This window comes from Shimia haliotis (genome assembly GCF_900114415.1).
GTDB lineage: Bacteria > Pseudomonadota > Alphaproteobacteria > Rhodobacterales > Rhodobacteraceae > Shimia > Shimia haliotis.
Genome location: NZ_FOSZ01000001.1, coordinates 523,384 through 547,799, shown reverse-complemented (window position 1 = coordinate 547,799; position 24,416 = coordinate 523,384). Strand labels below are relative to the sequence as shown.

Below are 24,416 nucleotides of genomic sequence, written 5' to 3'. Positions count from 1 at the left end.
AATCAAACCGGCCGCGCCACGCACAGCAAATAACCAGAGCTTTCCCGATTGTCCCGCCACGCCCGCGCCTCGGCCTCCGTGGCGTCCAGTTCTGCGCCCAACGCCGCATCGGCTCCTTGCCGCAACAGGGCCACACGCGCATCCATAGGGCCATAATAGGCCTCCCATGCCGCGTCGCTCACCTTTCGGGTGCCCAAAACCTCATAACCGGCGCCTTCAATGCGCGCACGAATTTCGGCCTCGGTGCCAACGGGATAGTCTTCAAACATCGCAACCGCCCGCGCCTTGTCTCCGTCAAACGAGCACGGCTCGGAAAACGCCACAGAACCGCCCTCGGCCAATTGCCCGCGCCAGCCGCTCAATCCGTCCTCGATGCCTACGAAATAAAGCGCGCCCGCACACCAGATCAGGTCAAACGGTCCGCTCTGCGCCATCATGTCGCCGCTCACGGCCGTGACCCGACGGTCCTCCACAAACCGCGCCTTGGCCTGCTCGGTAAATCCTTCGTGACTGTCCACAGTCAGCACCCGCCCCTCGGGCGCCGACGCCAACAACGCGGCCACATCGCCGCCCGGTCCACCACCGGCATCCAGAACGGAAGCGTCCACAGGCACCCCCGCCAGCCCGCAAGCCCAAGCCACTTCCTGAGCACTTCCCGGCCCCTCACGCGGAAGGTCTGAATGCACCACAAAGAAGTTGGCCCAATCCATCAAACCGCCACCTTGGTTCCGTTCTGCGCCAGCTTCCAGTTCAGCGCTTCCAAAAGCGCCTCAAAACTCGCATCCACTATGTTGGCGGACACACCCACCGTGGCCCACCGCCGCCCCGCGTCATCTTCGAAATCTATGATGACACGTGTCACAGCCTCGGTGCCGCCATTGGTGATGCGCACTTTGAAATCGACCAGCCGCACGTCGTCTATGATCGCCTGATAGGGGCCCAGATCGGCCTTCATCGCCTGCCACAGCGCGTTGACAGGGCCTTCGTCTTTCATGTCGTCGGCATGATCGTTCTTGAAGTAACTCGTGGTTTTCGTGCCGTCCGGCAACTGCACAGTCACCACTGCTTCGCTTTCCACCACGGTCGCGCCGCGCGCGTTGCGTCGCCGCTCGGAAATCACGCGATAGCGTTCCACGTCAAAGAACCGCTCCGTCAGGCCCATTTCCTCGCGCGCCAACAGTTCAAAACTCGCCTGCGCACTGTCATAGGAATAGCCCTCGGACTCCCGATCTTTGATCCGGTTGAGAATACGTCCCAGCGCGGGATCACCCTTCTCTACACTGAGGTTTGCATCCGCCAGCCGCTTACGCAGATTAGACTGCCCCGCCTGATTGGACATCGGAATGATACGCGCATTGCCCACCACCGACGGGTCAACATGCTCGTACGTGTTCGGATCTTTCAAGATCGCACTGGCATGCAGCCCCGCCTTATGGGCAAAGGCCGACGCCCCGACAAAAGCCGCCTGCCGCATCGGCACGCGGTTGAGGATATCGTCCAACATCCGGCTAGCCCGCGTCAACCCTTCCAACGCCTCTAGGCTCACGCCGATGTCATACTGGCTTCGGTACGGCTCCTTCAGCAGAAGCGTCGGAATAAGCGTCGTCAGATTGGCATTGCCACAGCGCTCGCCCAGACCATTCAACGTGCCCTGCACCTGCCGCGCCCCCGCATCCACCGCCGCCAGCGAATTGGCCACCGCATGTTCGGTGTCGTTGTGGGTGTGAATGCCCAGATGATCGCCAGGAATGCCCGCGGCAATCACCGCTTTGGTGATCTCATAAACCTCCCGCGGCATCGCCCCGCCATTCGTGTCACACAGCACAACCCACCGCGCGCCCGCGTCATAGGCGGCTTTTACGGTCTGGATCGCATAGGCGGGATTGGCCTTGTAGCCGTCAAAGAAATGCTCCGCGTCAAACAACGCCTCACGCCCCTGCGCCACCATGTAAGCCACAGATTTCGCGACATTTTCGACGTTTTCCTCAAGCGTGATGCCAAGCGCCGTGGTGACGTGGAAATCATGTGTCTTTCCCACCAGACACACCGCAGGCGTGCCCGCGTTCATGACCGCGGCCAACACATCGTCGTTTTCCGCCGACATGCCCGCGCGTTTGGTCATGCCAAAAGCGGTGAAGGTCGCGGAAAGCTTCGGCTGCGTCTCGAAAAACTCGCTGTCCGTCGGGTTCGCCCCGGGCCAGCCGCCTTCGATGTAATCCACGCCCATCTGATCCAGCACATCCGCAATCTGCGCCTTTTCCGATGTCGCGAACTGCACGCCTTGCGTCTGCTGCCCATCGCGCAGCGTGGTGTCATAAAGATAGAGCCGCTCTTTGGTCATGCAAAACTCTCCCCACACACCGTCCGGCGCAGCCGGACAGCGCCCGGACCGCCCCCCCACGGGGCGGGCGCTTCATTGAAAGGTGGCCACTTGGCGCGAGGTTCAAACAAAGCTCTCGTTGCGGCGCGAAACTGAAAACCGCCCCGCGCGGTCCGGGCGCTGCCATGTGTCGTGCCGCCCATCACAACAGCCCCTCCAGCTTGGCAGGGTCGAATCCAGCCGCCGGCAGCAGTTCGACACCCGCCTTGCTCATGCGCACCTCAACACCCGCCGCCATCAGCGCCGACTTGATCCGGTCCACCTCTGAGAAATCCTTGCTCGCCATCGCCGCCTCACGCGTCCCCGCCAACAACGTCTCATAAGCGCTCAGGTCTACCCCCCGCGCCCAATCGCCCAACTCATCCGTCAGCAAACCCAGCATCCGCGCCCCCGCCAGCAATCCGGCGGCATCGCCCGCACTGGCAAGCCCGTGCAGCGCTGCAATCGCGCCGGCGGTGTTCAGGTCATCCGCAACACAAGAAACCACCTCTGCGGGCACGATGTCCGAGGGCTCAACGCCGTCGGTCAACGTCCGCCACTTGCGCAACGTCGCCTCAGCCTCGCCCGCCTTCTTCGCGGTCCAATCCATCGGCTTGCCGTAATGCGTGCTCAAAAACACAAAGCGCACCACCTCACCCGGAATGCCTTCTTCCAGCAAATCTCGCACGGTGAAGAAGTTGCCCAAGCTCTTGGACATTTTTTTGCCCTCGACCTGCAACATCTCGTTGTGCAACCAGTAGTTCGCCATGTTCTGCCCGCCATTGGCACAGCAGCTTTGGGCGATCTCGTTTTCATGGTGCGGGAACATCAAATCATTGCCGCCACCGTGAATGTCAAAATGCGCGCCCAACAACTCTTTGCTCATCGCCGAGCATTCAATATGCCAGCCCGGACGCCCACGGCCCCACGGACTGTCCCAACCCGGGGTCGCCTCATCTGACGGCTTCCACAAAACAAAATCCATCGGGTCTTCTTTATAAGATGCCACCTCAACCCGCGCACCAGCAATCATGTCATCCACAGACCGCCCCGACAGCTTGCCGTACTCATCATACTTACGCACCCGAAACAGCACATGTCCGTCATGGGCATAGGCAAACCCGTCCGCGATCAGCTTTTCGATCATCGTGACCATCTGCGCGATATACTGCGTTGCACGCGGCATGTGGTCGGGCTCCATCGCCCCCAGTTCGCCCATGTCATCCAGATACCACTGCGTTGTCTCCGCCGTGATCTCGCCAATGGCGCGCCCACTCTCGGCGGCGCGTGCGTTGATCTTGTCGTCCACGTCGGTGAAGTTGCGCACATAAGTCACATGATCCGCGCCATAAACTTCCCGCAGCAGACGATACAGCACATCAAACACCACCACAGGCCGCGCATTGCCAATATGCGCGCGGTCATAAACCGTCGGCCCACAGACATACATCCGCACATTTTCAGGGTCGATGGGCGCAAAGATTTCCTTTTTGCGGCTCAGCGAGTTGTGCAGTTTGATCTCGGTCATCAGTGGCTCCTCAGCACACGGGGTTGGCTCCGCAGCGGGCTTAGCAACTCTGATACCTCAATGGAATAGAAGAACGGCCCGCCTGACGATGTCAGCGGATAATGCAGCAAATAATGATGATGCGTGCAGTGTTCATGGGCTCACACTATGGCGCGGGACCAATCGCGTCAACCCGCCGAGCATCGCCCGATCTCCGCAATTGACCCCCTCTCCAAAACCCCGGACACTCCGGATTATGAGCCGTGATTTCGTCAACTCGATCTGCGCCACCTTCCCTGGTGCCGACCTCTCCGATCCTTGGGGTGGCGGTCATGGCGCGTGGAAGGTCGGCGGCAAAATGTTTGCCTCAATGGGCAGCGCAACCCCCGGCGTGTCGGTCAAAACCGACAGCATCGAGACCGCGCAAATGCTAATCGATGCAGGCGTCGGCACCAAGGCCAAGTATTTCCACCGCAGCTGGATCAACATCCCACTCGACGGTGACGAAGAAGAACTCCGCCACCGTCTGATCGTGTCTTATGACATTGTGCGCGCGGGCCTAACCAAGAAGCTTCAAAACAGCCTGCCGCCGCGCAGCGAGTAACGCCCCTTGCTGCGGTGCCCGCGCCGCATCTCGCCGCCCAAACAGACCCGCCCGCGTAACCCGTCCAAGCGGCAAGGCCTTTGGTCCGCGCCATCCCGTTTGCGCCGCGATCGTCATGGCAATGCCAAGCGCAGTGACGCCTGCGCCAATCCAACTCACCAGCCCGTACCGCTCTCCGAAGAAAACAACCGCAGTTGCCAACCCCAAAGCCGCCGCCACATAGCCGATCTGGCTCAGCAAAACCGGCCCGCCGATCTTTTGCAGCTTGAAATACGCCGGAAAGGTCAGCGCCGCCGCCACCAGCTGCGCAAAGGCGGCGAATGGCACCTCGGCAAACGGGGCCAATGGCACAGCGCCTTCCTGAAACACCTGCACCGCCAGCAAAGCCAATACCGCCACCAAGTGCGCCCAGAACGCCAGCACCATCGGATGCGCGCCCTCTGGCCACTCCAGCGAGCGGTAAACATTGCCAGCCGCCAGCACCACAGGGATCGACAAGGCCACCAGCGACCAGACCAGCGTGCCGTCCACACCGCCGCGCCCAAAAGCCACCATCAACGCCCCCGCAAGACCGACGAGTATCCCGACAATCCCGAACGTATTTGGCGCTTTCATGCCAAACACCAAAGACAGCGCCAGCGTCGCAACAGGAGAGAGCGCAAACATCATGCCCACCTGCCCCGCGCCCACTTTCGGCACCAGACCAAAAATCATCAGGTTGATACCCGCAAAACTCATCAAGCCAGAGATCACCACATAGCGCAGCATTCGCCCCCGCGGCCGCTCCAACAGACCCTTCGCCACCAACATCGGCACCAGCGACACGCTCGCCCCCACCGACACCAAAAGCGCCCACATCACCGGCGACACACCGGCCTCAGCTGCCACCTTGCCAAGCGGAAACGTCACCCCCAACAGCGTGCCGCACCACACCAAAAGCCCCACAGGGCCCAATCCTCGCGCCTCAGTCATAATGCACCACCTCAAACTCGATGCCCTCGGGCCCATCGAAATAGAACCGTGTCCCCGGTTCATAATCCCCGTGGCTGTGCGGCACATATCCCGCCGCCTTCACCTTGGCCTCAACCGCGTCAAGATCTTCCACCACAACGCCGATGTGATTAAGCCCCGCCACATGGCGATACCGCGCCGCTTCCGGTTTCAACGTCACCGCCGGCGCATAAACCGCCAGATAACTCTCCGCATCCCCCACATGCACCGTGAACCCGTTGTCCTTGGCCGCACCTTCCCAGCGCACATGCCAGCCAAACAGGTCACACAGAATGGCGGAAAAACTCTTGGGTTCATTCACACAGATATTCACATGTTCAAGTCTCATCGCCTCAGTCCTTTCAAAATTGCCGGTGGACTCAGGCTATTTCCTCAAGTTAACTTTAGCTCAACCAGTTTTTTACGCACAAAAACAGTGACCCATGAAAAAACCTCTTCGCCTGCGCCCCACCGGACTCACCATTGGACAGATCGCAGACCGCACTGGCCTCGCGGTTTCCGCCATCCGCTACTACGAAGAACAAGGGCTGGTCTTTCCCGACCGTACCGACACAGGCCAGCGTCGCTACGCGCGCTCCGACATCCGCCGCCTCAGCTTTGTGATGATCACTCAAGGCATGGGTTTTTCCATTGCGGACATCCGCGCCGCCCTGTCGCGCCTGCCGGAAAACCGTACGCCGACCAAAACCGATTGGGAAAATCTCTCGGCCCTCTTCCGCTCCGAACTTGATGCCCGCATCACACAGATGCAGGCCCTGCGCGACAAACTTGACGGCTGCATCGGTTGCGGCTGCCTCAGCCTGACAAACTGCGCGCTCTACAACAAAGACGACCGCATCCGAAACCGCGGCCAAGGCCCCAGATTCCTGCTTGGCGACACGCCTGACACCTGAGCCGCATTCTCTGTCTGGCCACAAATACCCTGCGGGGGTCTCAGCCTGCAGTGACCGGAGCAAAACCCCCACCGGATCGCACCGACGTGATACCGACGCTTTGCCGACACAATACCGCCCCCCCGCATCCGGAAATATCACCCATCACAGAATTGCATTTGACGCGCGCAGCATCCAAATGCCACCACTCCGGACAAAGGGACTCTAGGGAAACGAAGAAAATGCAGCTTTCTCAGCGTATTACAGGAATCACCGGCGGCGGCTCGGACGGGTGGGATGTCTTCTACAAAGCCCGCCGTATGATCGCCGAGGGCGAAAATGTCATCGAACTGACCATCGGCGAACATGACATCCGCACAGACCCCGTGATTCTGGCCGCCATGGACCGGTCCGCCCGCGGCGGACACACCGGTTACGCCATGGTTCCCGGCACGCAAGCCTTGCGTGAATCCGTGGCCGCTCGCATTCAGGACAGAACCGGCGTGCCGACCACTTTTGAGAATATTCTGATCACGCCCGGCGGTCAGGCGGCCCTGTTTGCCGCCCATGCCGCCACCTGTAACACCGGTGATCGTGCGCTCTATATCGACCCGTATTATGCCACCTACCCCGGCACGATCCGCGGCATCGGCGCGGAACCCGTGGTTGTGCGCACCCACGCCTCCGACGCCTTCCAGCCCCGCGCGGAAGATATTGCCGCAGAGGCCTCCAAAGGCGCGGCGTCGCTTCTGATCAACTCCCCCAACAACCCGACCGGCACAGTCTATAGTGCTGAAACCCTTGAAGGAATCGCCGAAGTCTGCCGTGAACATGATCTCTGGCTGATCTCAGACGAAGTCTATGACACGCAGGTCTGGGAAGGCGAACACATCTCGCCACGCAGCCTGCCCAACATGGCGGATCGTACCTTGGTTGTGGGATCCATGTCCAAATCACACGCCATGACCGGCTCCCGCGTCGGCTGGATCTGCGGCCCGAAAGAGGTCATCTCGCATCTCATCAATCTGGCCACCCACACCACCTATGGCGTGCCGGGCTTCATTCAGGACGCCGCTGCCTTTGCCATCGACCAAGGCCCTGATCTCGAAGATGGCGTCGCCGCCCCGTTCCGTCGCCGACGCGAAATCGCGCGTGAGATTCTGGCCGACCAGAACACCGTCGGCCTCATTCCCGCTCAGGGCGCAATGTATCTGATGCTGGACGTGCGCGCGACCGGCCTCAGCGGCGAGGCATTCGCCAACAGCCTGCTCGACACCCACAAAATCGCCACCATGCCGGGCGAAAGTTTTGGCACCGCCGCCCATGGCCATGTGCGCGTGGCCATGACCGTGGATGACGAGCGCTTTGCCAAAGCCTTGAAAACACTGGTGGATCACGCGCAGACATTGGCAAAATAGCCTTGCATATCCTGTTTGCGACAAATGTCGCAAACAGGTTCGACAGGCCCCTTTCTGACTCGCACACTGAGAGCAAGAAGGAGGAGCCATGCAAGGCGTGCGCAGCAAAATTCAGTTGGTGATCATCACCATCGGTGCCGAACGCGGCCGTGCAGCCCGTGGCCGTCCGTAAAGCCGTCAAATCCATTTTTTGACTGACTTTACAGGAACTTACCAATATGAATGCCACAATTTCCCGCCGCTCCGGCGGTCGTGCAGCCCGTCGAGCCTCCCGTGCAGCGCCTCTCACTCAGGAAATCCGCCCCGTACGCGCTGGCCTCGAAGGCGGCACCTACAAGCCGCTCTCAGACCGCGACATGCAGCGTATCCACGAAACCGCCCTGGACGCCATGGAACAAATCGGTTTTGCCGACGCGCCGCAATCGGGCATCGACTATCTCACCGCCGCGGGCGCTGTTCTTGGCGATGACGGCCGCATCCGTATTCCGCGTGCCTTGGTTGAAGATTCTTTGGCAAAGGCCTGTAAAGACATCACTTTGCCAGGCCGGGACCCCCAGTACGATCTTCAGTTGAACGGCCATCGCGTGCATTATGGCACCGCCGGAGCGGCCGTGCACATGGTTGATGTGGATGGTCGGAATTACCGCGATTCCACCTTGCAGGATCTGCACGATGCAGCCCGCATCACACAACAACTTGATAACATCCACTTCCTGCAACGCCCGATGGTGGCCCGCGATATCCTCGACAACAAGGAAATGGACCTCAACACCATCTACGCCTGCTGTGCAGGCACCACGAAACACATCGGCACCTCCTTCACCGATCCGTCCTTTGTGCCCGAAGCCTTGGAAATGTTGCACATGATCGCGGGCGGCGAAGACAAGTGGCACGAACGGCCTTTTGTCAGCAATTCCAACTGCTTCGTTGTTCCACCAATGAAATTCGCCACCGAATCCTGCGAGGTGATGGAAGCCTGCATTCAAGGCGGCATGCCGGTGTTGCTATTGTCTGCTGGCATGGCCGGCGCCACCGCGCCCTCGACCATCGCAGGCGCCATCGTGCAGGCGGTGGCAGAATGCCTTGCCGGCATCGTTTATGTGAACGCCATCAAACCCGGCCACCCCGCGATTTTCGGCACATGGCCCTTTGGCCTTGATCTTAGAACCGGCGCCATGACAGGTGGTTCGGGCGAGCAAGCGCTCCTGACCGCAGGCTGCGCCCAGATGCACAAATTCTACGGCATTCCCGGCGGCGCGGCGGCAGGCATCGCCGACAGCAAACTGCCGGACATGCAGGCCGGTTGGGAACAGATGTGCTCCAATGTGATGGCCGGTCTTTCCGGCCTCAACATGGTCTACGAGGCCGCCGGCATGCATGCCAGCCTTCTTGGATTTTGCCACGAATCCCTGATTTTGGGTGATGACATTATCGGTCAGGCTCTGCGCTGTGTGCGCGGCATCGAGGTGGATGACGAAACCCTTGCGCTCGATCAGATGAAGAAGGTTTGCCTTGGCGGCACCGGCCATTATCTCGGCACGGGCGCCACTCTCAGCCGCATGCAAAAAGATCATGTTTATCCAACACTTGGAGACAGAACCTCACCAAAAGAATGGGCCGAACTCGACAAGCCGGACCTGATCCAAAAGGCCATCAAACGCAAAGAAGAGATTCTCACAGATCCCTCTGCCGCGCGCTTTGATCCGATCACAGATCAGCAAATCCGCGAGCGGTTCAATATCCATCTGCCAGCCTAACCGTTTCCTATTGCTGCAAATACCTTGGGGGAGTCGGCGCTTGCGTCGGCGGGGGCAAAGCCCCCTCTCAAAATTCTGACGGGACAAAAAAAATTGGGGGGCTCAAGGCCCCCCAGTTTCGCCATTCAGGCTCACTCTTGATACCGCTCGATGTTTTTTGCCTGCGGCCTGAATGTCGTCGGAGCAAGCGCACCCGCTCCGTGTCTCACCCAAGGCCGCGCACGGCCCCGGAAATTCGTCAAAGTCGTCGGGGGCACAAAGGCCCCCTACCCAAGGTCCCCCCCGGGATCAGCTGCACCCGCTTGTGGCGCCGCAGGTGTTGCACTTCATGCAGGTGCCGTTGCGCACCAGCGTGTAGTTTCCGCAATCCCCGCAAGGATCACCCTCATAGCCCTGCATTTTCGCCTTCACGCGCTCATCCATACCGGTGGGCGCAGAGGCGCTAGATACGGTTGTGGACACGGATGGTGCAACCGTTGCCGTGGCGGCAACCGCTGGCGCGCCGGCCGTTTCCGGCACCAAAGTGTTCAACGTGGCCACCGGATCGGTCCCCGTGCTTTGACCACCGTTCAACACCACCAGTTCCTGCGGCAAACGCTTGCGCAAATATCCGGTCGAGGAAATCTGCTTCAGCACTTCCAAAGACCGCGTTGCTGCGCTTTCGCTCAGCTCGGACACATTTGACACGCCTTCCTCTTCGCCACGTCCCAACTCGTCAAAGCTCTGACCTTCCGGCTTGATGTGTGCCAGATCGGTGCGATCCAGATAAGACACCGCCAACTCGCGGAAGATATAGTCAAGGATCGACGTCGCATTCTTGATGCTGTCGTTGCCCTGAACCATGCCCGCCGGCTCGAACTTGGTGAAGGTGAATGCGTCCACGAACTCTTCCAGCGGCACACCATATTGCAGGCCCACCGACACAGCGATCGCGAAGTTGTTCATCATCGCACGGAAACCCGCGCCTTCCTTGTGCATATCGATAAAGATTTCGCCCAAAGAGCCGTCCGAATATTCACCGGTCCGCAGATAAACCTTGTGGCCGCCAACAACCGCCTTTTGGGTGTATCCTTTGCGGCGCTCAGGCATTTTCTCACGACCACGGGCGACTTCTTTGACCACGATTTTCTCGACGATCTTTTCGGCCAGCACCTGCGCCTTTTCGGTCATTGAGCCGCTCTCAAGGATCTCCGCCGCATCGTCGTCATCCTCAACCAGAGCCGCCGCCAGAGGCTGCGAAAGCTTGGAGCCGTCGCGATACAGGGCGTTCGCCTTGATACCGAGAGACCAGCTGAGCTCATAAGCCTTCTGGCAATCCTCGATCGTGGCGTCGTTTGGCATGTTGATCGTTTTGGAGATCGCGCCCGAGATGAACGACTGTGCCGCCGCCATCATGGTGATGTGACTGTCCACATTCAGGAAGCGTTTTCCCTTTTTGCCGCAAGGGTTTGCGCAATCAAAGATGCTGTAGTGCTCTTCCTTGAGGAACGGCGCGCCTTCCAGTGTCATGGTGCCGCAAACATGGTCGTTGGCGGCTTCGATGTCGGCGCGGGAATACCCCAGCGACGCCAGCAGATCAAAACCCGGATCATTCAACTTTTCGGCGGGAATGCCCAGCACGTTGGTGCAGAACTCTTCGCCCAGCGTCCACTGGTTGAACACAAACCGGATATCAAAGGCCGAGCCAAGCGACGCTTCGATCTTGTCGATCTCGTTCTGGCCAAAGCCATGCCCAATCAGCGAGGTGTGGTTGATGCCTGGCGCATTGCCGATGGTGCCGTGGCCCACCGCATAGCTGACGATCTCTTCGATCTGTGCCGAAGAATACCCCAACCCTTCCAACGCCGCTGGAACCGAGCGGTTGATGATCTTGAAATACCCGCCACCCGCAAGTTTCTTGAACTTTACCAGTGCAAAGTCAGGCTCAATGCCGGTGGTGTCACAATCCATCACCAGACCGATGGTGCCCGTCGGCGCAATCACCGAAGTCTGCGCGTTTCGATAGCCGTGCTTTTCACCCAGCGTCAGCGCCTCGTCCCAGCTTGTCTTGGCCAGTTTCACAAGGCTTTGATCAGGACAGTTCGCGAGGTCCAGCGCCACCGGCTTCACCGCCAGATCTTCATATCCAGTGTCATGGCCATAAGCCGCGCGACGGTGATTGCGGATGACGCGCAACATATGCTCGCTGTTGCGCTCGTATCCGCTGAATGCACCCAGCTCGCCCGCCATCTCGGCAGAGGTTGCATAGGACACGCCAGTCATGATCGCGGTAAGCGATCCGGCCAGCGCGCGGCCTTCATCGCTGTCATAACCAAAGCCCATGTTCATCAGCAGCCCGCCGATGTTGGCATAGCCAAGACCCAGCGTCCGGAAGTCATAAGACCGCTGTGCAATCTCTTTGGACGGGAACTGCGCCATGGTTACGGAGATTTCCAGCGTCACAGTCCACAGACGGGTCGCGTGCATGTAATCTTCGGCTTGGAACACGCCATCCTCAAGGAAGGTCAGCAGGTTCATCGAGGCCAGGTTACAAGCCGTGTCATCAAGGAACATGTATTCCGAGCACGGGTTGGAACCGCGGATTTCACCGTCTTCGGGGCATGTGTGCCACGCGTTTACAGTGTCGTGGTACTGAATGCCGGGATCGGCACAGGCCCAGGCTGCGTGACCCACGTCTTCCCAAAGCTTGCGCGCCTTGATGGTTTTGGCGACTGACCCGTCGGTGCGGCGGATCAGTTCCCAATCGGCGTCGTTCTCGACCGCCTTCAGGAAGGCATCCGTCACACGGATCGAGTTGTTGGAGTTCTGGCCAGAGACCGACGCATAAGCCTCGGAATCCCAGTCTGTGTCATAGGTCGGGAACTCGATGCTGGCGTAACCCTGCTTGGCATAATCCAGCACGCGCTTGATGTAAGTCTCAGGGATCATGGACTTTTTCGCGTCGCGGATCGCGGACTTCAACCCGTCGTTGACCTTGGCGTCATAGGCATCCGCCTCTGCACCGTCCCAAGCTTTGATCGCATCAAAAATGCCGTTCAGCTTCTGCTCGTGCATCTTGGAGCCGGCCACGATGGACGCAACCTTCTGCTCCTCTTTGACCTTCCAATTGATGTATTCTTCGATATCGGGGTGATCCGCATCCACGATCACCATTTTTGCCGCACGGCGCGTGGTGCCGCCTGACTTGATCGCGCCCGCCGCACGGTCGCCGATCTTCAGGAACCCCATCAGGCCCGAGGATTTGCCGCCACCCGACAAGGTTTCGCCATCCGCACGCAGCGAGGAGAAGTTGGTGCCGGTGCCGGAGCCGTATTTGAACAGACGCGCCTCACGCACCCACAAATCCATAATACCGCCGTCACCCACCAGATCGTCTTTGACCGACTGAATGAAACACGCATGCGGCTGTGGATGTTCATAAGAAGACTTCGAGCGGGTCAGCTTGCCGGACTTGTAGTCCACATAGTAGTGCCCCTGACCCGGACCATCGATGCCATAGGCCCAATGCAGACCGGTGTTGAACCACTGGGGCGAGTTCGGCGCGGCGCGCTGGGTTGCCAGCATATAACGCATCTCGTCAAAATAGGCGCGCGCGTCTTCTTCGGTGCTGAAATAGCCGCCTTTCCAGCCCCAATAGGTCCAAGCGCCCGCCAGACGGTCAAACACTTGCTTGGCGCTGGTCTCGCCACCGATCTCAACATCGTCGTTGGCCGGAACCGAGCGCCACAGGAATTCCGGCACGCCCTTTTCTTTGACCTTCTTCATCTTTGCTGGAACACCAGCTTTGCGGAAATACTTCTGTGCGATCACGTCGCTGGCGACTTGGCTCCAGCTCGCAGGCACTTCAACGTCCGCCAATCGGAAAACAATCGACCCGTCGGGATTGCGAATCTCGGACTCGGTGGTCACAAAATCCAGCGCTGCGTATGCGTCCTGCCCTGCCTCGGTAAACTTTCTCTCGATTTTCATCGCTGCCTCATGTCCCAGCTGTTCACATTCACGCGGTGCGCCTACGGGATTTGCCACCCCTTGACCGCAAAATCGCTTGGGTCCGGCAAAGACTCACCGCCACGGCAAACGCAAGCGCATCGCCGAATATCGCCCGACCAATGTCGGATCTTATTATGGTGTTCGTCCCTGTCCGGTGCCACTCGCCACTATATGTTGTAGCGTTTCGCAACCGCTCCCACAAACTGGCGTATTCGACCATACAAGGTCAACGAATTAATTGTGTGGATATCTGGAATTTTTCTGTTGACCGAAACGCGGTTTGTATGACCTCCCAAGCCTCCCCCCGATTCCGCGCCGATCCTTCTGCAATGCAGAAAAATCGATCCACTTTGAGATAGCCAGAGAACGGTCTGAAAAGACGGGAGATTCGCGCCATTTCTGATCACTTGCTCAAAAAACACCAAATCTAGAGTGCAGAAAATTTGTCACAGACGATATGCACGAATTTTAGTCAACTCTGCCCAACTCAATGGTCAGACTGCGAATCAAAACGAGGGATCGGCAGAGTTCAGCGTATGCTGGAATGTGTCGCTCACGCGCGACTGCGGCGGTTTCTCACAGACCGGAATATCCGGCACGACACCTTAGGTGTGCAGAGAAACATGGTCGGGACGGCAAGATTCGAACTTGCGACCCCCTGTACCCAAAACAGGTGCGCTACCAGACTGCGCTACGCCCCGGACCGAGGCATCGTTTAGCCCGCCCTGCGGGGAATGAAAACCCCAAAGGTGTCATTCGCAGCGCCATTTTGCGCTTTCTTGCTGCATCTCACCATGTCGAAGCTCGCTGCCCACCGAAATTCCCATCGCTTCGGCCAGTCCCCCGTTGATTTCGAGCACATATTTGATGCCATCGCCGCCGGGAATCGGTGTTTCATCCAAAGGCACCGCCTCCGGATGGATGTGGCGCACCACCCCCGTGTGATCCGCAAACAGGATATCCAAAGGAATCAGCGTGTTTCGCATCCAGAAAGACGCCCGCTCCGGCCGCTCATATATAAAGAGCATCCCCGCGCTCATCGGCATGCTCTCACGATGCATAAGCCCTCGCGCCCGCTCTTCGTCCGTATCCGCCACCTCAACGGTGAATCGCGCTTGCCCCCAATTGCCGCGCACCTCAAGCGCGCCAGGGGCACAGCCTGCCCAAACGGATGTGGCCGCACCCAAAGACGCGGCCACTGATGCCCCCCAAAGGGCACTCATTCTCAATCCTGTCAGTCTTCGTTGACTGCGTTTTCCCATGCCAGAACCTCGGTCGCCATGCGGCCCCGCTTTCCGTCAATCACCCGCAACGCCAGCGCTTCGCCAGGTTGCAAATCAGCGAGTCCAGAGCGGCGCAGCACTTCGATATGCAAAAAGATGTCTTCAGGGTGGCCGAAAACATTAGCAAAGCCAAACCCTTTGCCTTTGTCGAACCACTTCACCCGCGCGGGTTCAAGCGGTGCGGAGCGCAATTCGTCCAGATCAAGCCCCTCAAAGTCGGACAGCGGCACCGCCGCGTCCGACTCAGGCGGCTCGATCTCGAAGACCTCCACCGCCTGCGCCCCGCGATTCGTCATTTGAACCGCGACTTCGATGCGCGACGCATCCGCAACAGAGCTTTGTCCGAAGTTACGTAAAACATTGGCGTGCAACAGAATGTCGGCGCCGCCGTCATCTGACACAATAAATCCGAATCCTTTTACAGGATCGAACCACTTCACCTCGCCCGCAATGCGCGAGATGTCATTTTCAACAGTAGTCAAAACCTTAACCTTAGTCCGTATCATCCCCATGATGGACTGAAGATTGGTTCAATTGATCAAAATCAGCAAGCGCTAAAATGGGTAGCTTTTCTTTCGCCTGCTTTTCGGCAACCCATTTCCCTAGGGATTGAGTCTCGTGATTTCCCAAGGTTTTTCAGGGCTTTGCTTGACCCAACGGAACCTGTCATGCAACCGGAAAGCCCCGTCTGCCCAGAACTCGATTTCTGTCGGACACAGCCGGTAACCACCCCAAAACGGAGGCCGTTCCGGTTTGGGTCCATGGGCGGCTGTAATTTTTGCCACTTTCGCCATCAGCTCTGTGCGCGATCCGAGAGGTTGTGATTGTTTTGACGCCCACGCTCCCAGCCGGCTCTTCAAAGACCGCGACTCAAAATAGGCGTCGGCGGCGGCGCCATCTTCCCTGATCACCGTGCCGCGCACCCGAATCTGGCGACGCAAGGATTTCCAGTGCATCACAAAGGCGGCCTTACCGGCGCTGTCGATCTCGCGGGCCTTGGCGCTGCCATAATTGGTATAAAACACAAACGCATCGTCCTCGATGTCCTTCAGAAGAACCATGCGCGCATTGGGCATGCCGTCTGCGTCTACGGTCGACAAAGCGATCGCGTTGGGATCGTTCACCTCGGCCTTTTCCGCATCGACCAGCCAATTGCGCGCAATCTCGAACGGATTGTCGCCAGCAAAAATTCCGGTTCTGTCGCTCATCTACTTTCTCCGTTATCCGACGCGGCACCGCCCGTCCCATCGACCCACGCCTATTGATGCATTTGGATCAATCGCCTAAAGGACTTCAATACCGAATTGGGAGTGGGAGCAACCGATGTCTAATCAACTGATGGCAGGCAAGCGTGGCCTGATCATGGGCCTGGCCAACGACAAATCCATCGCGTGGGGCATCGCCCAGGCTTGTGCCGATGCCGGCGCCGAGTTGGCATTTTCCTATATGGGGGACGCATTTAAGAAGCGTGTAGAGCCGCTGGCGGCCAAATTGGGTGTCGATACACTGATTGATTGTGATGTGTCGGATCCTGCCTCCATCGACGCGGCTTTTGCTGAGATTGAATCAAAATGGGGCAAGATTGACTTCATCGTGCATGCCATTGGCTTTTCAGATAAAAACGAGCTGCGCGGCCGTTATGTTGACACCAGCCGTGACAACTTCCTGATGACCATGGACATCTCCGTCTATTCGTTCACGTCCGTGATGCAACGCGCCGAGAAGCTGATGACCGACGGCGGTTCCGCCCTCACGCTGACCTACTATGGCGCAGAGCAGGTTATGCCCCACTACAACGTCATGGGCGTCGCCAAGGCCGCACTGGAAGCCTCGGTGAAATACCTCGCCGAAGACCTCGGTAAAGACGGAATCCGCGTCAACGCCATTTCCGCAGGTCCGATCAAAACCCTCGCCGCCTCCGGCATCGGCGACTTTCGCTACATTCTGAAATGGAACGAATTGAACTCCCCCCTGCGTCGCAATGTCAGCATCGAAGACGTGGGCAAATCCGCGCTGTTCCTGCTGTCTGACCTCGGCAGCGGCACAACAGGCGAGAACCTGCATGTGGACGCAGGCTATCACGTGGTTGGCATGAAGGCTGTGGACAGCCCCGACATCGACGCCGTAACGGGCCGCAAATGAGCGGCGCCGCGTTTCTGGCCGCTGTCTCGCTTTGCCTGATGGCCGCCATCAGCCCCGGTCCTGCCGTTTTGATGGCCGCCCGCATTGGCCTGTCCGAGGGTCTGCGCACCGGCGCAGCCCTTTCGCTGGGCATTGGCGCCGGCGCGGTTTTCTGGGCCGCTGCCGCCCTTTTCGGTCTGGCGCTGTTGTTTGAATATGCTCCGTTTTTGTTGACGGTGTTGAAAATCGGCGGCGCGGCTTTCCTGATCTGGACCGCCGTCAAAATGTGGCGCGCCGCGGATGAGCCGCTGGACGAAACAGCATCCACCGCTGCCCCGCGCAGCGCCCTTGCCGCCTTCCGCCTCGGCCTTTGGACACAGCTTGCCAACCCGAAACCGGCCGTCTTTTTCGGCGCGATCTTTGTCGGCACCGTGCCAGCAGAGGCGACAGCCCCTGCCCTCGCCGCCTTGCTCGTCTGTATCTTCATGGGCGAATTTCTGTGGAACACCTTTGTGGCGCGTCTGTTCTCCTTTGAACGCACCCGTCGCGTCTACATCGGCCTGAAACACTGGATCGACCGTATCTTCGGCGGTCTGCTGGCAGCTCTTGGCGTCAAAATCGCGGCTCTCTAAAAACCCTTGTCCTATCCCGACCTCATGTGTCGGTGTTCGGGGTTTTTGCTCGCCTCGTCTGCGATCTCCGCCCGTCGCAAATCAGTGTGCAAGACGGCCAATACGTGGCAATCCGCATACGACGGCGCAAACCATTTGCGCCGCCCCGAGCGTCTGATAAAACGATCCAAACGCAAATCACACGCACACCCGGGGAAAAGCACATGAGCGAGCGTCTGCCACACGAAAAAGGCTTCCACATCAGCTGGGATCAAATCCACCGCGACAGCCGTGCGCTGGCGTGGCGTCTGGACGGCAAAGGCCCCGATGACGGCGCATGGAAAGCCGTTGTTGCCATCACCCGTGGCGGTATGGCGCCGGCGATGATCGTGTCACGCGAACTGGACATTCGCACCGTCGATACCATCTCGGTGAAATCTTACTACTCCGGCGGCGGCGCACAGGACAAACAACGCGAAGCGCAGGTCCTCAAAAGCCCCGACGCCGACCTGATGGGCGACGGAGAAGGCATTCTAATCGTGGACGATCTGGTGGACAGCGGCAAAACGCTGGAACTGGTGCGTCAGATGTATCCCAAGGCGCATTTTGCCACCGTTTACGCCAAACCCGCAGGCGAGCCGATGGTGGACACCTTCATCACCGGCGTCAGCCAGGACACATGGATCTTCTTCCCGTGGGATATGGCGCTGCAATACGTTGAGCCCTATCGCGGCACGGACTAAGGAACGCGGCGCGTTACTCCGCGAAGAAATTATTCACCTTGGCGTCGACTTTTTCAGCCTGTTCAAGCCGGTAGCCAAGGTTTTTCAACTCGGAAAGCACCTCATCGCGGGTGTCTTGCCAGACCTCAATCAAGAGTTTCGGTTTGTGCTTGGTCAGCAGGCCCATCATACCTTTGATGACCGCCAATTCGTGCCCCTCAGTGTCGATTTTCACGACTTTCGGAGACAGGTGCGCAAAATCATCGTCCAGCTTGGCCGTGCGGATCGTGTGCGTGGCAAACACGTCCTTGCCAGCTTTTTTGTCAATGGACGCCCCCGTCGCCAGAAAGTTTGGGTCACGGTAAATATGGATGTCTTGCTTGCCCGAAACGTTTGACGCAGCAATTTTGTGGCGATCCACCCGTCTGCTGACCCCATTCAGTTTCACGTTGATGTTGGCACGTTCCGCGATTGCTTCCAATGGTTCAAAAAGATGCACCTGGTTCGTTGGGTGACAGCGTGCCGCAAGGAGTGACATCAGGCCGGAGTATGCCCCGATATCAAGAATGTCGCCTTGCGCCTCGCGGCACCACGATACCCATCGCTGGACCATTTTCGGCTCATAACTGTCAGCGCCCGCCCACAGATACCGCCGCGCAACAACATCATCGTTGGCACAAAACATAACAAAATCCACGCCTGCAGCGCGACACGGCACGATCCCGTAATAGGGGTTTTCCGCCGCCAGACCGTCCAAATCAGAGAACCTGGCTTTGTCGCTCGCCTGAAACTGTCTGAATGCCTGTATCAAGCGTAGTGTTTTGAGGTTTCGGTCCTCAATTCCCTCCGCACGTACATGCCCTTCCAGCATTTCTGCCAATGAAACCGGTTCTTCCTTGTCCTCGGCGGCCAAGCTCTCAATTTTCTGACGGAGGGATTGTGTCATAGCCGACCTTACATAATCTGGGACAGAATTCGCCCTGACTCTTTGCGCCACCACCCAGCATTTTTCAACTTAAATCTGGTTTCGCCCATATGGTGAACCTCCTGATGTTTTTGAACATTGCCCTAACGCAACGAGCCCCCTAAAACCCTTTGGTCACACACTTACTTCTGGAGACACCAATGACCTTGTCCCGCACTCAAGCCACGTTTGCTCCGCCCGTTATGGAGGCCCGCCGCTGGCTGGAAGGCGCGACATTCACGCCAGACAACCCTTTGATCAACGTCAGTCAGGCCGCCCCCGTCGATCCCCCCCCCGCCCCACTGCGCGCCGAAATCGCGCGCGTGGCAAAAGACGTTCCCGAAGCACATCTTTACGGGCCGGTTCTGGGTCTTTCTGAGTTGCGCGCAGAAGTGGCGTCTCAGTGGAGCTCGGCTTACGGCGGCCAAATCGGGGCGGACGAAGTGGCCATCACCTCCGGCTGCAATCAGGCTTTCTGTGCGACCCTGTCGGCAATCGCAGGAGAAGGCGACGAAATCATCCTGCCGACGCCTTGGTATTTTAACCACAAAATGTGGCTCGACATGCAGGGCATCAAAACGGTGCCCCTCGCGACTGGCGAGATTCTTTTGCCCGATCCCGAAGCCGCAAGCGCGCTGATCACCAGCCGGACTCGCGCCATAGTTTTGGTGACACCCAACAACCCCGGCGGCGTGGAATACCCCGCAGAACTTGTGCGTGCCTTCTTTGAGCTTGCACGGGCCAAGGGCATCAAGCTGATTGTCGACGAAACCTACCGCGATTTCGACCTTCGCACAGAGGCTCCGCATGATCTGTTCACCGACCCGCAATGGGGTGACACTCTTGTGCAGCTTTATTCGTTTTCCAAGGCCTACCGACTCACGGGGCATCGCGTCGGGGCCATGGTGGCCAACAGCGCCTTTCTGGCTGAGGCGGAGAAATTCCTCGACACAGTCACCATCTGCCCGAACCAGCTTGGCCAGTATGCGGCGCTCTGGGGCATGCGGAACCTGTCACAGTGGCTTGCGGGCGAACGCGCGGAGATCCTTGATCGTCGCGCAGCGATTGCCGACAACATGGGCACATTGACGGCGCAAGGCTGGAAACTCATGGGCGCAGGCGCCTACTTCGCCTATGTCGAGCATCCCTTCGACATGGGTTCGGATGAATTGGCCAAGCGGCTGGTGCAGGATCATCACGTGCTTTGCCTCCCCGGCACGATGTTTATGCCGGAAAATGATCCCGCAGGCAGCCGCCAGTTGCGCATCGCCTTTGCAAACGTCGACCGCGGCGAAATTGCCGTGTTGTTTGACCGGCTGGCACAAGCGGATTACCCCAAACAGAGCGAAAGCCCCATCTGAGCTTGCTCCCTTCTTTTCAACCGCGTAGACATCCGCGCAGACCAATAATCGACAAAGACGTAAGGAACCAACATGGCCGAGGCGAAAAAGAGTGGCAAAGCGTCCAAGACATTTGTCTGGATCCTAATGGCGATGCTCATCCTGGGCCTTGGCGGCTTTGGCGTGACCAACCTGTCCGGCTCCGTCCGCTCTGTGGGCGAAGTGGGTGGCAAAGACATTTCGGTGGATGACTACTACCGCGGCCTTCAGGAAGAAATGAACGCCTACTCCGCGCAGGTCGGCCAGCCGCTGACCTTCCAACAAGCACAGCTTTTTGGCGTAGACCGAAACGTTCTGGCCCGTCTTGTCACAACCCACTCAATGGATGCGGAAACCTCCCGTATGGGCCTGTCTATTGGCGATGAAAACCTGCGCCGCGAACTTCTGACCATTCCGGCCTTTCAGGGGCTGGACGGAAACTTTGACCGCGCCGCCTATACCTTTGCCATTGACCAAGCCGGCATGAGCGAATCCGAATTTGAAGACAGCGTGCGCGAAGAAACAGCCCGCTCGCTGTTGCAGGGCGCCATCGTGTCAGGCGTCAACATTCCTGACAGCTATGCCCAAACGATGATCGGTTTCATCGCCGAAAACCGCGATTTCACATGGACCAAACTGACCGAGGCCAATCTGACCGGCCCGGTCGCTACTCCGTCCGACGCGGACGCCAAGGCGCACTACGACGCCAATATCGACGCCTTCATGCAGCCAGCGACGCGCCAAATCACCTATGCTTGGGTGACACCGGCCATGATTTTGGACAGCGTCGAAGTCGACGAACAGGCCCTGCGCGATCTCTATGCCGAGCGCGACGCGGAATATAACCAGCCCGAGCGCCGCCTTGTTGAGCGTCTGGCCTTTGCTGATGACGCCGCAGCCAACGCCGCGCTGGATCAGGTCCGCAACGGTCAGACCTCTTTTGAAAACCTTGTGGAGGCCCGCGGCCTTGCCCTGTCCGACGTGGATCTTGGCGACATCTCCAAATCTGATCTCGGTGCCGCAGGCGAAGCTGTGTTCATCACGCCGGTTGGCGGCCTTGCTGGCCCCGTTCAGACCGACCTCGGCCCCGCGCTGTTCCGTGTGAACGGCATTTTGCCGGCACGCGCCACCAGCTTCGAAGACGCGCTTCCAGAACTGCGCGAAGACCTGGCATTTGACCGCGCCCGTCGTGTGATCGAGACCCAGATCGAAAACGTCGACGACCTGCTTGCAGGTGGCGCAACGCTCGAAGAGCTTGCGGATGAAACCGATCTCGAACTGGCCACAATTGACTGGCACGCAGGCTCAGACGCGGAAATCGCAGGCTATGAAACCTTCCGCAACATCGCGGCCGCAGTCACCGAAAGCGATTTCCCGCAAATCGAGGAGCTGGACGACGGCGGCATTTTCGCCCTGCGTCTGGATGGCACAACCGAGGCCGCACCGGCACCGTTTGAGGATGTCAAAGAAGACGCCGCAGCCGCGCTCAAGGCAGAACGCACCGTCAAGGCACTTGGCGAGCTGGTGACATCTCTTGAGCCGCAGCTGGCCGCCGGTACGCAATTCACGTCCTTCGGCTTTGACGCCAACGAAGAAGTCGACACGGAACGCGCCGACTTTGTTGCGGGCACCACGGAAGACTTCATGGTGCAGGTGTTTGAAATGGAGGCAGGCGAGCTGCGCCAGATCCCGACCGACGACGGCGGCCTGATCGTCGTGCGCCTGAACGAAATCACAGCGCCGGACCAATCCGACGCGGAAATCTCGGGCATTGCCGAACTGATCACACAGCAATTGGGTGGCGGTATTTCCCAGGATCTTTTCCAGGCCTACGCACAGGCGCTTCAGGTGGCCTACCCGCCGCAAATCAATCAGCAGGCACTCAACGCTGTGCACGCCCAGCTTCAGTAAGAAAGGCCTGATCCCATGGATCTTGTCCCCTCCTTTGACGAGTTCGCCCGCGCCTATGATGCGGGCGAAAATCAGGTGGTCTATGCCCGTCTTGCGGCCGATCTGGACACGCCTGTTTCGCTGATGCTCAAGCTGACCGGCGCCCACAAGGATGCCTTCATGCTTGAATCCGTGACCGGCGGCGAAGTCCGCGGTCGCTACTCCATTATCGGCATGAAACCCGACCTGATCTGGCAATGCCGTGGTGAGACCAGCCGCCTAAACCGTCATGCCCGCTTTGATGGGGACGCGTTTGAGGATCAAGGCGGCAACCCGCTGGACAATCTGCGCGCGCTGATCGCCGAAAGCCGCATTGACCTGCCCGAAGACCTGCCACAGGCCTCCGCAGGGCTGTTTGGCTATCTCGGCTATGACATGATCCGTCTGGTCGAACATCTGCCAAACGTGAACCCCGATCCGCTCGGCCTGCCCGACGCCTGCATGATGCGCCCCTCGGTGGTTGCCGTGCTGGATGGTGTCAAAGGAGAAGTGACAGTTGTCTCGCCCGCATGGGTCAGCGATGGGCAATCTGCCAAAGCCGCTTATGCGCAGGCCGCCGAACGCGTTATGGATGCAGTGCGTGATCTGGAACGTGCAATGCCACAGGCCGCCCGTGATCTGGGCGAAGCCCATGAGGACAGCGCTCCGGTCAGCAACTTCACCAAAGAAGGCTATATGGCCGCTGTCGAGAAGGCCAAAGACTACATCCGCGCGGGCGACATCTTTCAGGTGGTGCCGGCACAGCGCTGGACACAGGAATTCCGCCAACCGCCCTTTGCGCTCTACCGCTCTTTGCGCCGCACCAACCCCTCGCCGTTTATGTTCTACTTCAACTTCGGCGGCTATCAGGTGATTGGTGCAAGCCCCGAAATTCTGGTGCGGGTTTTTGGCGACGAAGTCACCATTCGCCCCATCGCTGGCACCCGTCCCCGCGGCGCGACGCCAGAAGAAGACAAGGCCCTCGAAGAAGACCTTCTGGCAGACAAGAAAGAGCTCGCAGAGCACCTCATGCTGCTTGATCTCGGCCGCAATGACACAGGCCGTGTCGCCAAAATCGGCACCGTGCGCCCGACTGAGAAATTCATCATCGAACGCTACAGCCATGTGATGCACATCGTATCCAACGTGGTGGGCGAACTGTCTGACGACAAAGACGCGCTAGATGCGTTTTTTGCTGGCATGCCGGCTGGCACCGTGTCCGGGGCGCCCAAAGTGCGCGCGATGGAGATCATTGACGAGTTGGAGCCCGAAAAACGCGGCATCTATGGCGGTGGCGTGGGTTACTTCAGCTCAGGCGGCGACATGGACATCTGTATCGCGCTGCGCACGGCGATTGTGAAAGATCAGAAGCTCTACATTCAGGCCGGTGGCGGCGTTGTTTACGACAGCGATCCGGAATCCGAGTACATGGAGACTGTGCACAAATCCAACGCCATCCGCCGCGCAGCAGCCGACGCGGCGCGGTTTACCGGCAACGGGAATACGTAACAGACACATCAGGATCAGGCACCGCAACACAAGACGTCGCGGTGCCCGATGCCAGAGCCTTCACCGGCTTTGCTTGTCAGCCTTTGACACCAAGATCATCAAAGAAGCAGGCTAACGTCCGGCGTCAATCGATCTGGACGCTGAACCAATCCACTGACGCTTATTTCAAGCCTTTGGCCTCTTTCTCTTCTTTGGTCAGCTTGTTGCCCCATGTGCCTTTGCTGATACCAAGATCATAGGCCAAAGGCTTGGTCTTGCCCTTGCTGACCTTGCCGCCTTTGTCCAGATACTGCTGGATCAGGTCATCATCGGTGGTTTCTTTTGGAACGTATTTCATGATCTTAGGTCCCCCATTGACGATCATCCACGTTGGCCTTGTA

The 24,416-nt window shown here is 58.8% G+C and carries 21 protein-coding genes and 1 tRNA gene; 10 read left to right on the top strand and 12 right to left on the bottom strand.

The genetic code is table 11. From position 1 onward, the window contains the following. Positions 1 to 2: 2 nt before the first annotated feature. The 3 genes from BM069_RS02665 to cysS all read right to left on the bottom strand — a co-directional run bounded on the left by BM069_RS02665 (position 3) and on the right by cysS (position 3,887). Positions 3 to 710, bottom strand: a complete 708-nt coding sequence (locus tag BM069_RS02665; protein WP_093319904.1) for a class I SAM-dependent methyltransferase — start codon at positions 708 to 710, stop codon at positions 3 to 5. Next, complete coding sequence (gene cimA, locus BM069_RS02660; protein WP_093319902.1) at positions 710 to 2,341, bottom strand: citramalate synthase; 1,632 nt, start codon at positions 2,339 to 2,341, stop codon at positions 710 to 712. The genes BM069_RS02665 and cimA overlap by 1 nt, the downstream gene beginning before the upstream one ends. A 181-nt stretch (positions 2,342 to 2,522) precedes the next feature. After that, positions 2,523 to 3,887 carry a cysteine--tRNA ligase gene (cysS, locus tag BM069_RS02655; protein ID WP_093319899.1) on the bottom strand — a complete coding sequence of 455 codons (1,365 nt, stop codon included), beginning with the start codon at positions 3,885 to 3,887 and terminating at the stop codon, positions 2,523 to 2,525. 235 nt (positions 3,888 to 4,122) lie between these two features. Here cysS and BM069_RS02650 point away from each other — a divergent pair, with 235 nt between their 5' ends. Next, on the top strand, positions 4,123 to 4,470 hold the full coding sequence (locus tag BM069_RS02650) for an MmcQ/YjbR family DNA-binding protein (protein ID WP_093319896.1): 348 nt from the start codon (positions 4,123 to 4,125) through the stop codon (positions 4,468 to 4,470). Here BM069_RS02650 and BM069_RS02645 read toward each other — a convergent pair. Both BM069_RS02645 and BM069_RS02640 read right to left on the bottom strand, forming a co-directional pair. Next, positions 4,426 to 5,442 (bottom strand): DMT family transporter, encoded by a 1,017-nt coding sequence (locus BM069_RS02645; RefSeq protein ID WP_170846654.1) that lies wholly within the window; start codon positions 5,440 to 5,442, stop codon positions 4,426 to 4,428. The two genes, BM069_RS02650 and BM069_RS02645, sit on opposite strands and share 45 nt — an antisense overlap. Continuing rightward, positions 5,435 to 5,809 carry a VOC family protein gene (locus tag BM069_RS02640; protein ID WP_093319889.1) on the bottom strand — a complete coding sequence of 125 codons (375 nt, stop codon included), beginning with the start codon at positions 5,807 to 5,809 and terminating at the stop codon, positions 5,435 to 5,437. The genes BM069_RS02645 and BM069_RS02640 overlap by 8 nt, the downstream gene beginning before the upstream one ends. Before the next feature lie 94 nt (positions 5,810 to 5,903). Here BM069_RS02640 and soxR point away from each other — a divergent pair, with 94 nt between their 5' ends. The 3 genes from soxR to BM069_RS02625 all read left to right on the top strand — a co-directional run bounded on the left by soxR (position 5,904) and on the right by BM069_RS02625 (position 9,528). Continuing rightward, positions 5,904 to 6,374 carry a redox-sensitive transcriptional activator SoxR gene (soxR, locus tag BM069_RS02635; protein WP_093319886.1) on the top strand — a complete coding sequence of 157 codons (471 nt, stop codon included), beginning with the start codon at positions 5,904 to 5,906 and terminating at the stop codon, positions 6,372 to 6,374. 221 nt (positions 6,375 to 6,595) lie between these two features. Next, positions 6,596 to 7,771, top strand: a complete 1,176-nt coding sequence (locus tag BM069_RS02630; RefSeq protein WP_093319883.1) for a pyridoxal phosphate-dependent aminotransferase — start codon at positions 6,596 to 6,598, stop codon at positions 7,769 to 7,771. A gap of 218 nt (positions 7,772 to 7,989) precedes the next feature. Next, positions 7,990 to 9,528: a trimethylamine methyltransferase family protein gene (locus BM069_RS02625; RefSeq protein WP_093319880.1), complete on the top strand. Its 1,539-nt coding sequence runs from the start codon at positions 7,990 to 7,992 to the stop codon at positions 9,526 to 9,528. Positions 9,529 to 9,816: 288 nt separating this feature from the next. On the opposite strand, the gene BM069_RS02620 is transcribed toward BM069_RS02625, so the two are convergent. The 5 genes from BM069_RS02620 to pdxH all read right to left on the bottom strand — a co-directional run bounded on the left by BM069_RS02620 (position 9,817) and on the right by pdxH (position 16,009). Next, positions 9,817 to 13,497: a vitamin B12-dependent ribonucleotide reductase gene (locus BM069_RS02620; protein WP_093319877.1), complete on the bottom strand. Its 3,681-nt coding sequence runs from the start codon at positions 13,495 to 13,497 to the stop codon at positions 9,817 to 9,819. A 645-nt stretch (positions 13,498 to 14,142) separates the two neighbouring features. Next, positions 14,143 to 14,219, bottom strand: a tRNA-Pro gene (locus BM069_RS02615). A gap of 51 nt (positions 14,220 to 14,270) precedes the next feature. Continuing rightward, complete coding sequence (locus BM069_RS02610; RefSeq protein WP_244503506.1) at positions 14,271 to 14,741, bottom strand: DUF192 domain-containing protein; 471 nt, start codon at positions 14,739 to 14,741, stop codon at positions 14,271 to 14,273. Between the two features lie 11 nt (positions 14,742 to 14,752). Then, positions 14,753 to 15,283, bottom strand: a complete 531-nt coding sequence (locus BM069_RS02605; RefSeq protein WP_244503505.1) for a cold-shock protein — start codon at positions 15,281 to 15,283, stop codon at positions 14,753 to 14,755. Between the two features lie 120 nt (positions 15,284 to 15,403). Further along, a complete protein-coding gene (gene pdxH / locus BM069_RS02600; RefSeq protein ID WP_093319872.1) occupies positions 15,404 to 16,009 on the bottom strand; it encodes a pyridoxamine 5'-phosphate oxidase in 606 nt (201 codons plus the stop codon). 115 nt (positions 16,010 to 16,124) lie between these two features. Here pdxH and fabI point away from each other — a divergent pair, with 115 nt between their 5' ends. The 3 genes from fabI (at position 16,125) to gpt (ending at position 18,276) form a co-directional block, all read left to right on the top strand. After that, on the top strand, positions 16,125 to 16,943 hold the full coding sequence (gene fabI, locus BM069_RS02595; protein WP_093319869.1) for an enoyl-ACP reductase FabI: 819 nt from the start codon (positions 16,125 to 16,127) through the stop codon (positions 16,941 to 16,943). Beyond that, positions 16,940 to 17,554, top strand: coding sequence for a LysE family translocator (locus BM069_RS02590; protein ID WP_093319867.1), 615 nt, complete (start codon positions 16,940 to 16,942; stop codon positions 17,552 to 17,554). Before fabI ends, BM069_RS02590 begins: the two co-directional genes overlap by 4 nt. A gap of 203 nt (positions 17,555 to 17,757) precedes the next feature. Beyond that, complete coding sequence (gpt, locus tag BM069_RS02585) at positions 17,758 to 18,276, top strand: xanthine phosphoribosyltransferase (protein ID WP_093319865.1); 519 nt, start codon at positions 17,758 to 17,760, stop codon at positions 18,274 to 18,276. 13 nt (positions 18,277 to 18,289) lie between these two features. Here gpt and BM069_RS02580 read toward each other — a convergent pair whose 3' ends face one another. Then, positions 18,290 to 19,201 carry an FkbM family methyltransferase gene (locus tag BM069_RS02580; protein WP_093319863.1) on the bottom strand — a complete coding sequence of 304 codons (912 nt, stop codon included), beginning with the start codon at positions 19,199 to 19,201 and terminating at the stop codon, positions 18,290 to 18,292. 179 nt (positions 19,202 to 19,380) lie between these two features. On the opposite strand from BM069_RS02580, the gene BM069_RS02575 reads away from it, so the two are divergent. From BM069_RS02575 to trpE, 3 genes are all read left to right on the top strand, one after another. Beyond that, on the top strand, positions 19,381 to 20,580 hold the full coding sequence (locus BM069_RS02575; RefSeq protein ID WP_093319860.1) for an aminotransferase: 1,200 nt from the start codon (positions 19,381 to 19,383) through the stop codon (positions 20,578 to 20,580). A gap of 72 nt (positions 20,581 to 20,652) precedes the next feature. Then, a complete protein-coding gene (locus tag BM069_RS02570; RefSeq protein WP_093319858.1) occupies positions 20,653 to 22,509 on the top strand; it encodes a peptidylprolyl isomerase in 1,857 nt (618 codons plus the stop codon). Positions 22,510 to 22,524: 15 nt separating this feature from the next. Beyond that, positions 22,525 to 24,036, top strand: a complete 1,512-nt coding sequence (trpE, locus tag BM069_RS02565; RefSeq protein ID WP_093319855.1) for an anthranilate synthase component I — start codon at positions 22,525 to 22,527, stop codon at positions 24,034 to 24,036. Between the two features lie 160 nt (positions 24,037 to 24,196). Here trpE and BM069_RS19735 read toward each other — a convergent pair whose 3' ends face one another. Then, entirely contained in the window at positions 24,197 to 24,373 is a 177-nt protein-coding gene (locus tag BM069_RS19735) for a hypothetical protein (RefSeq protein ID WP_170846653.1), read from the bottom strand. Positions 24,374 to 24,416 lie beyond the last annotated feature (43 nt).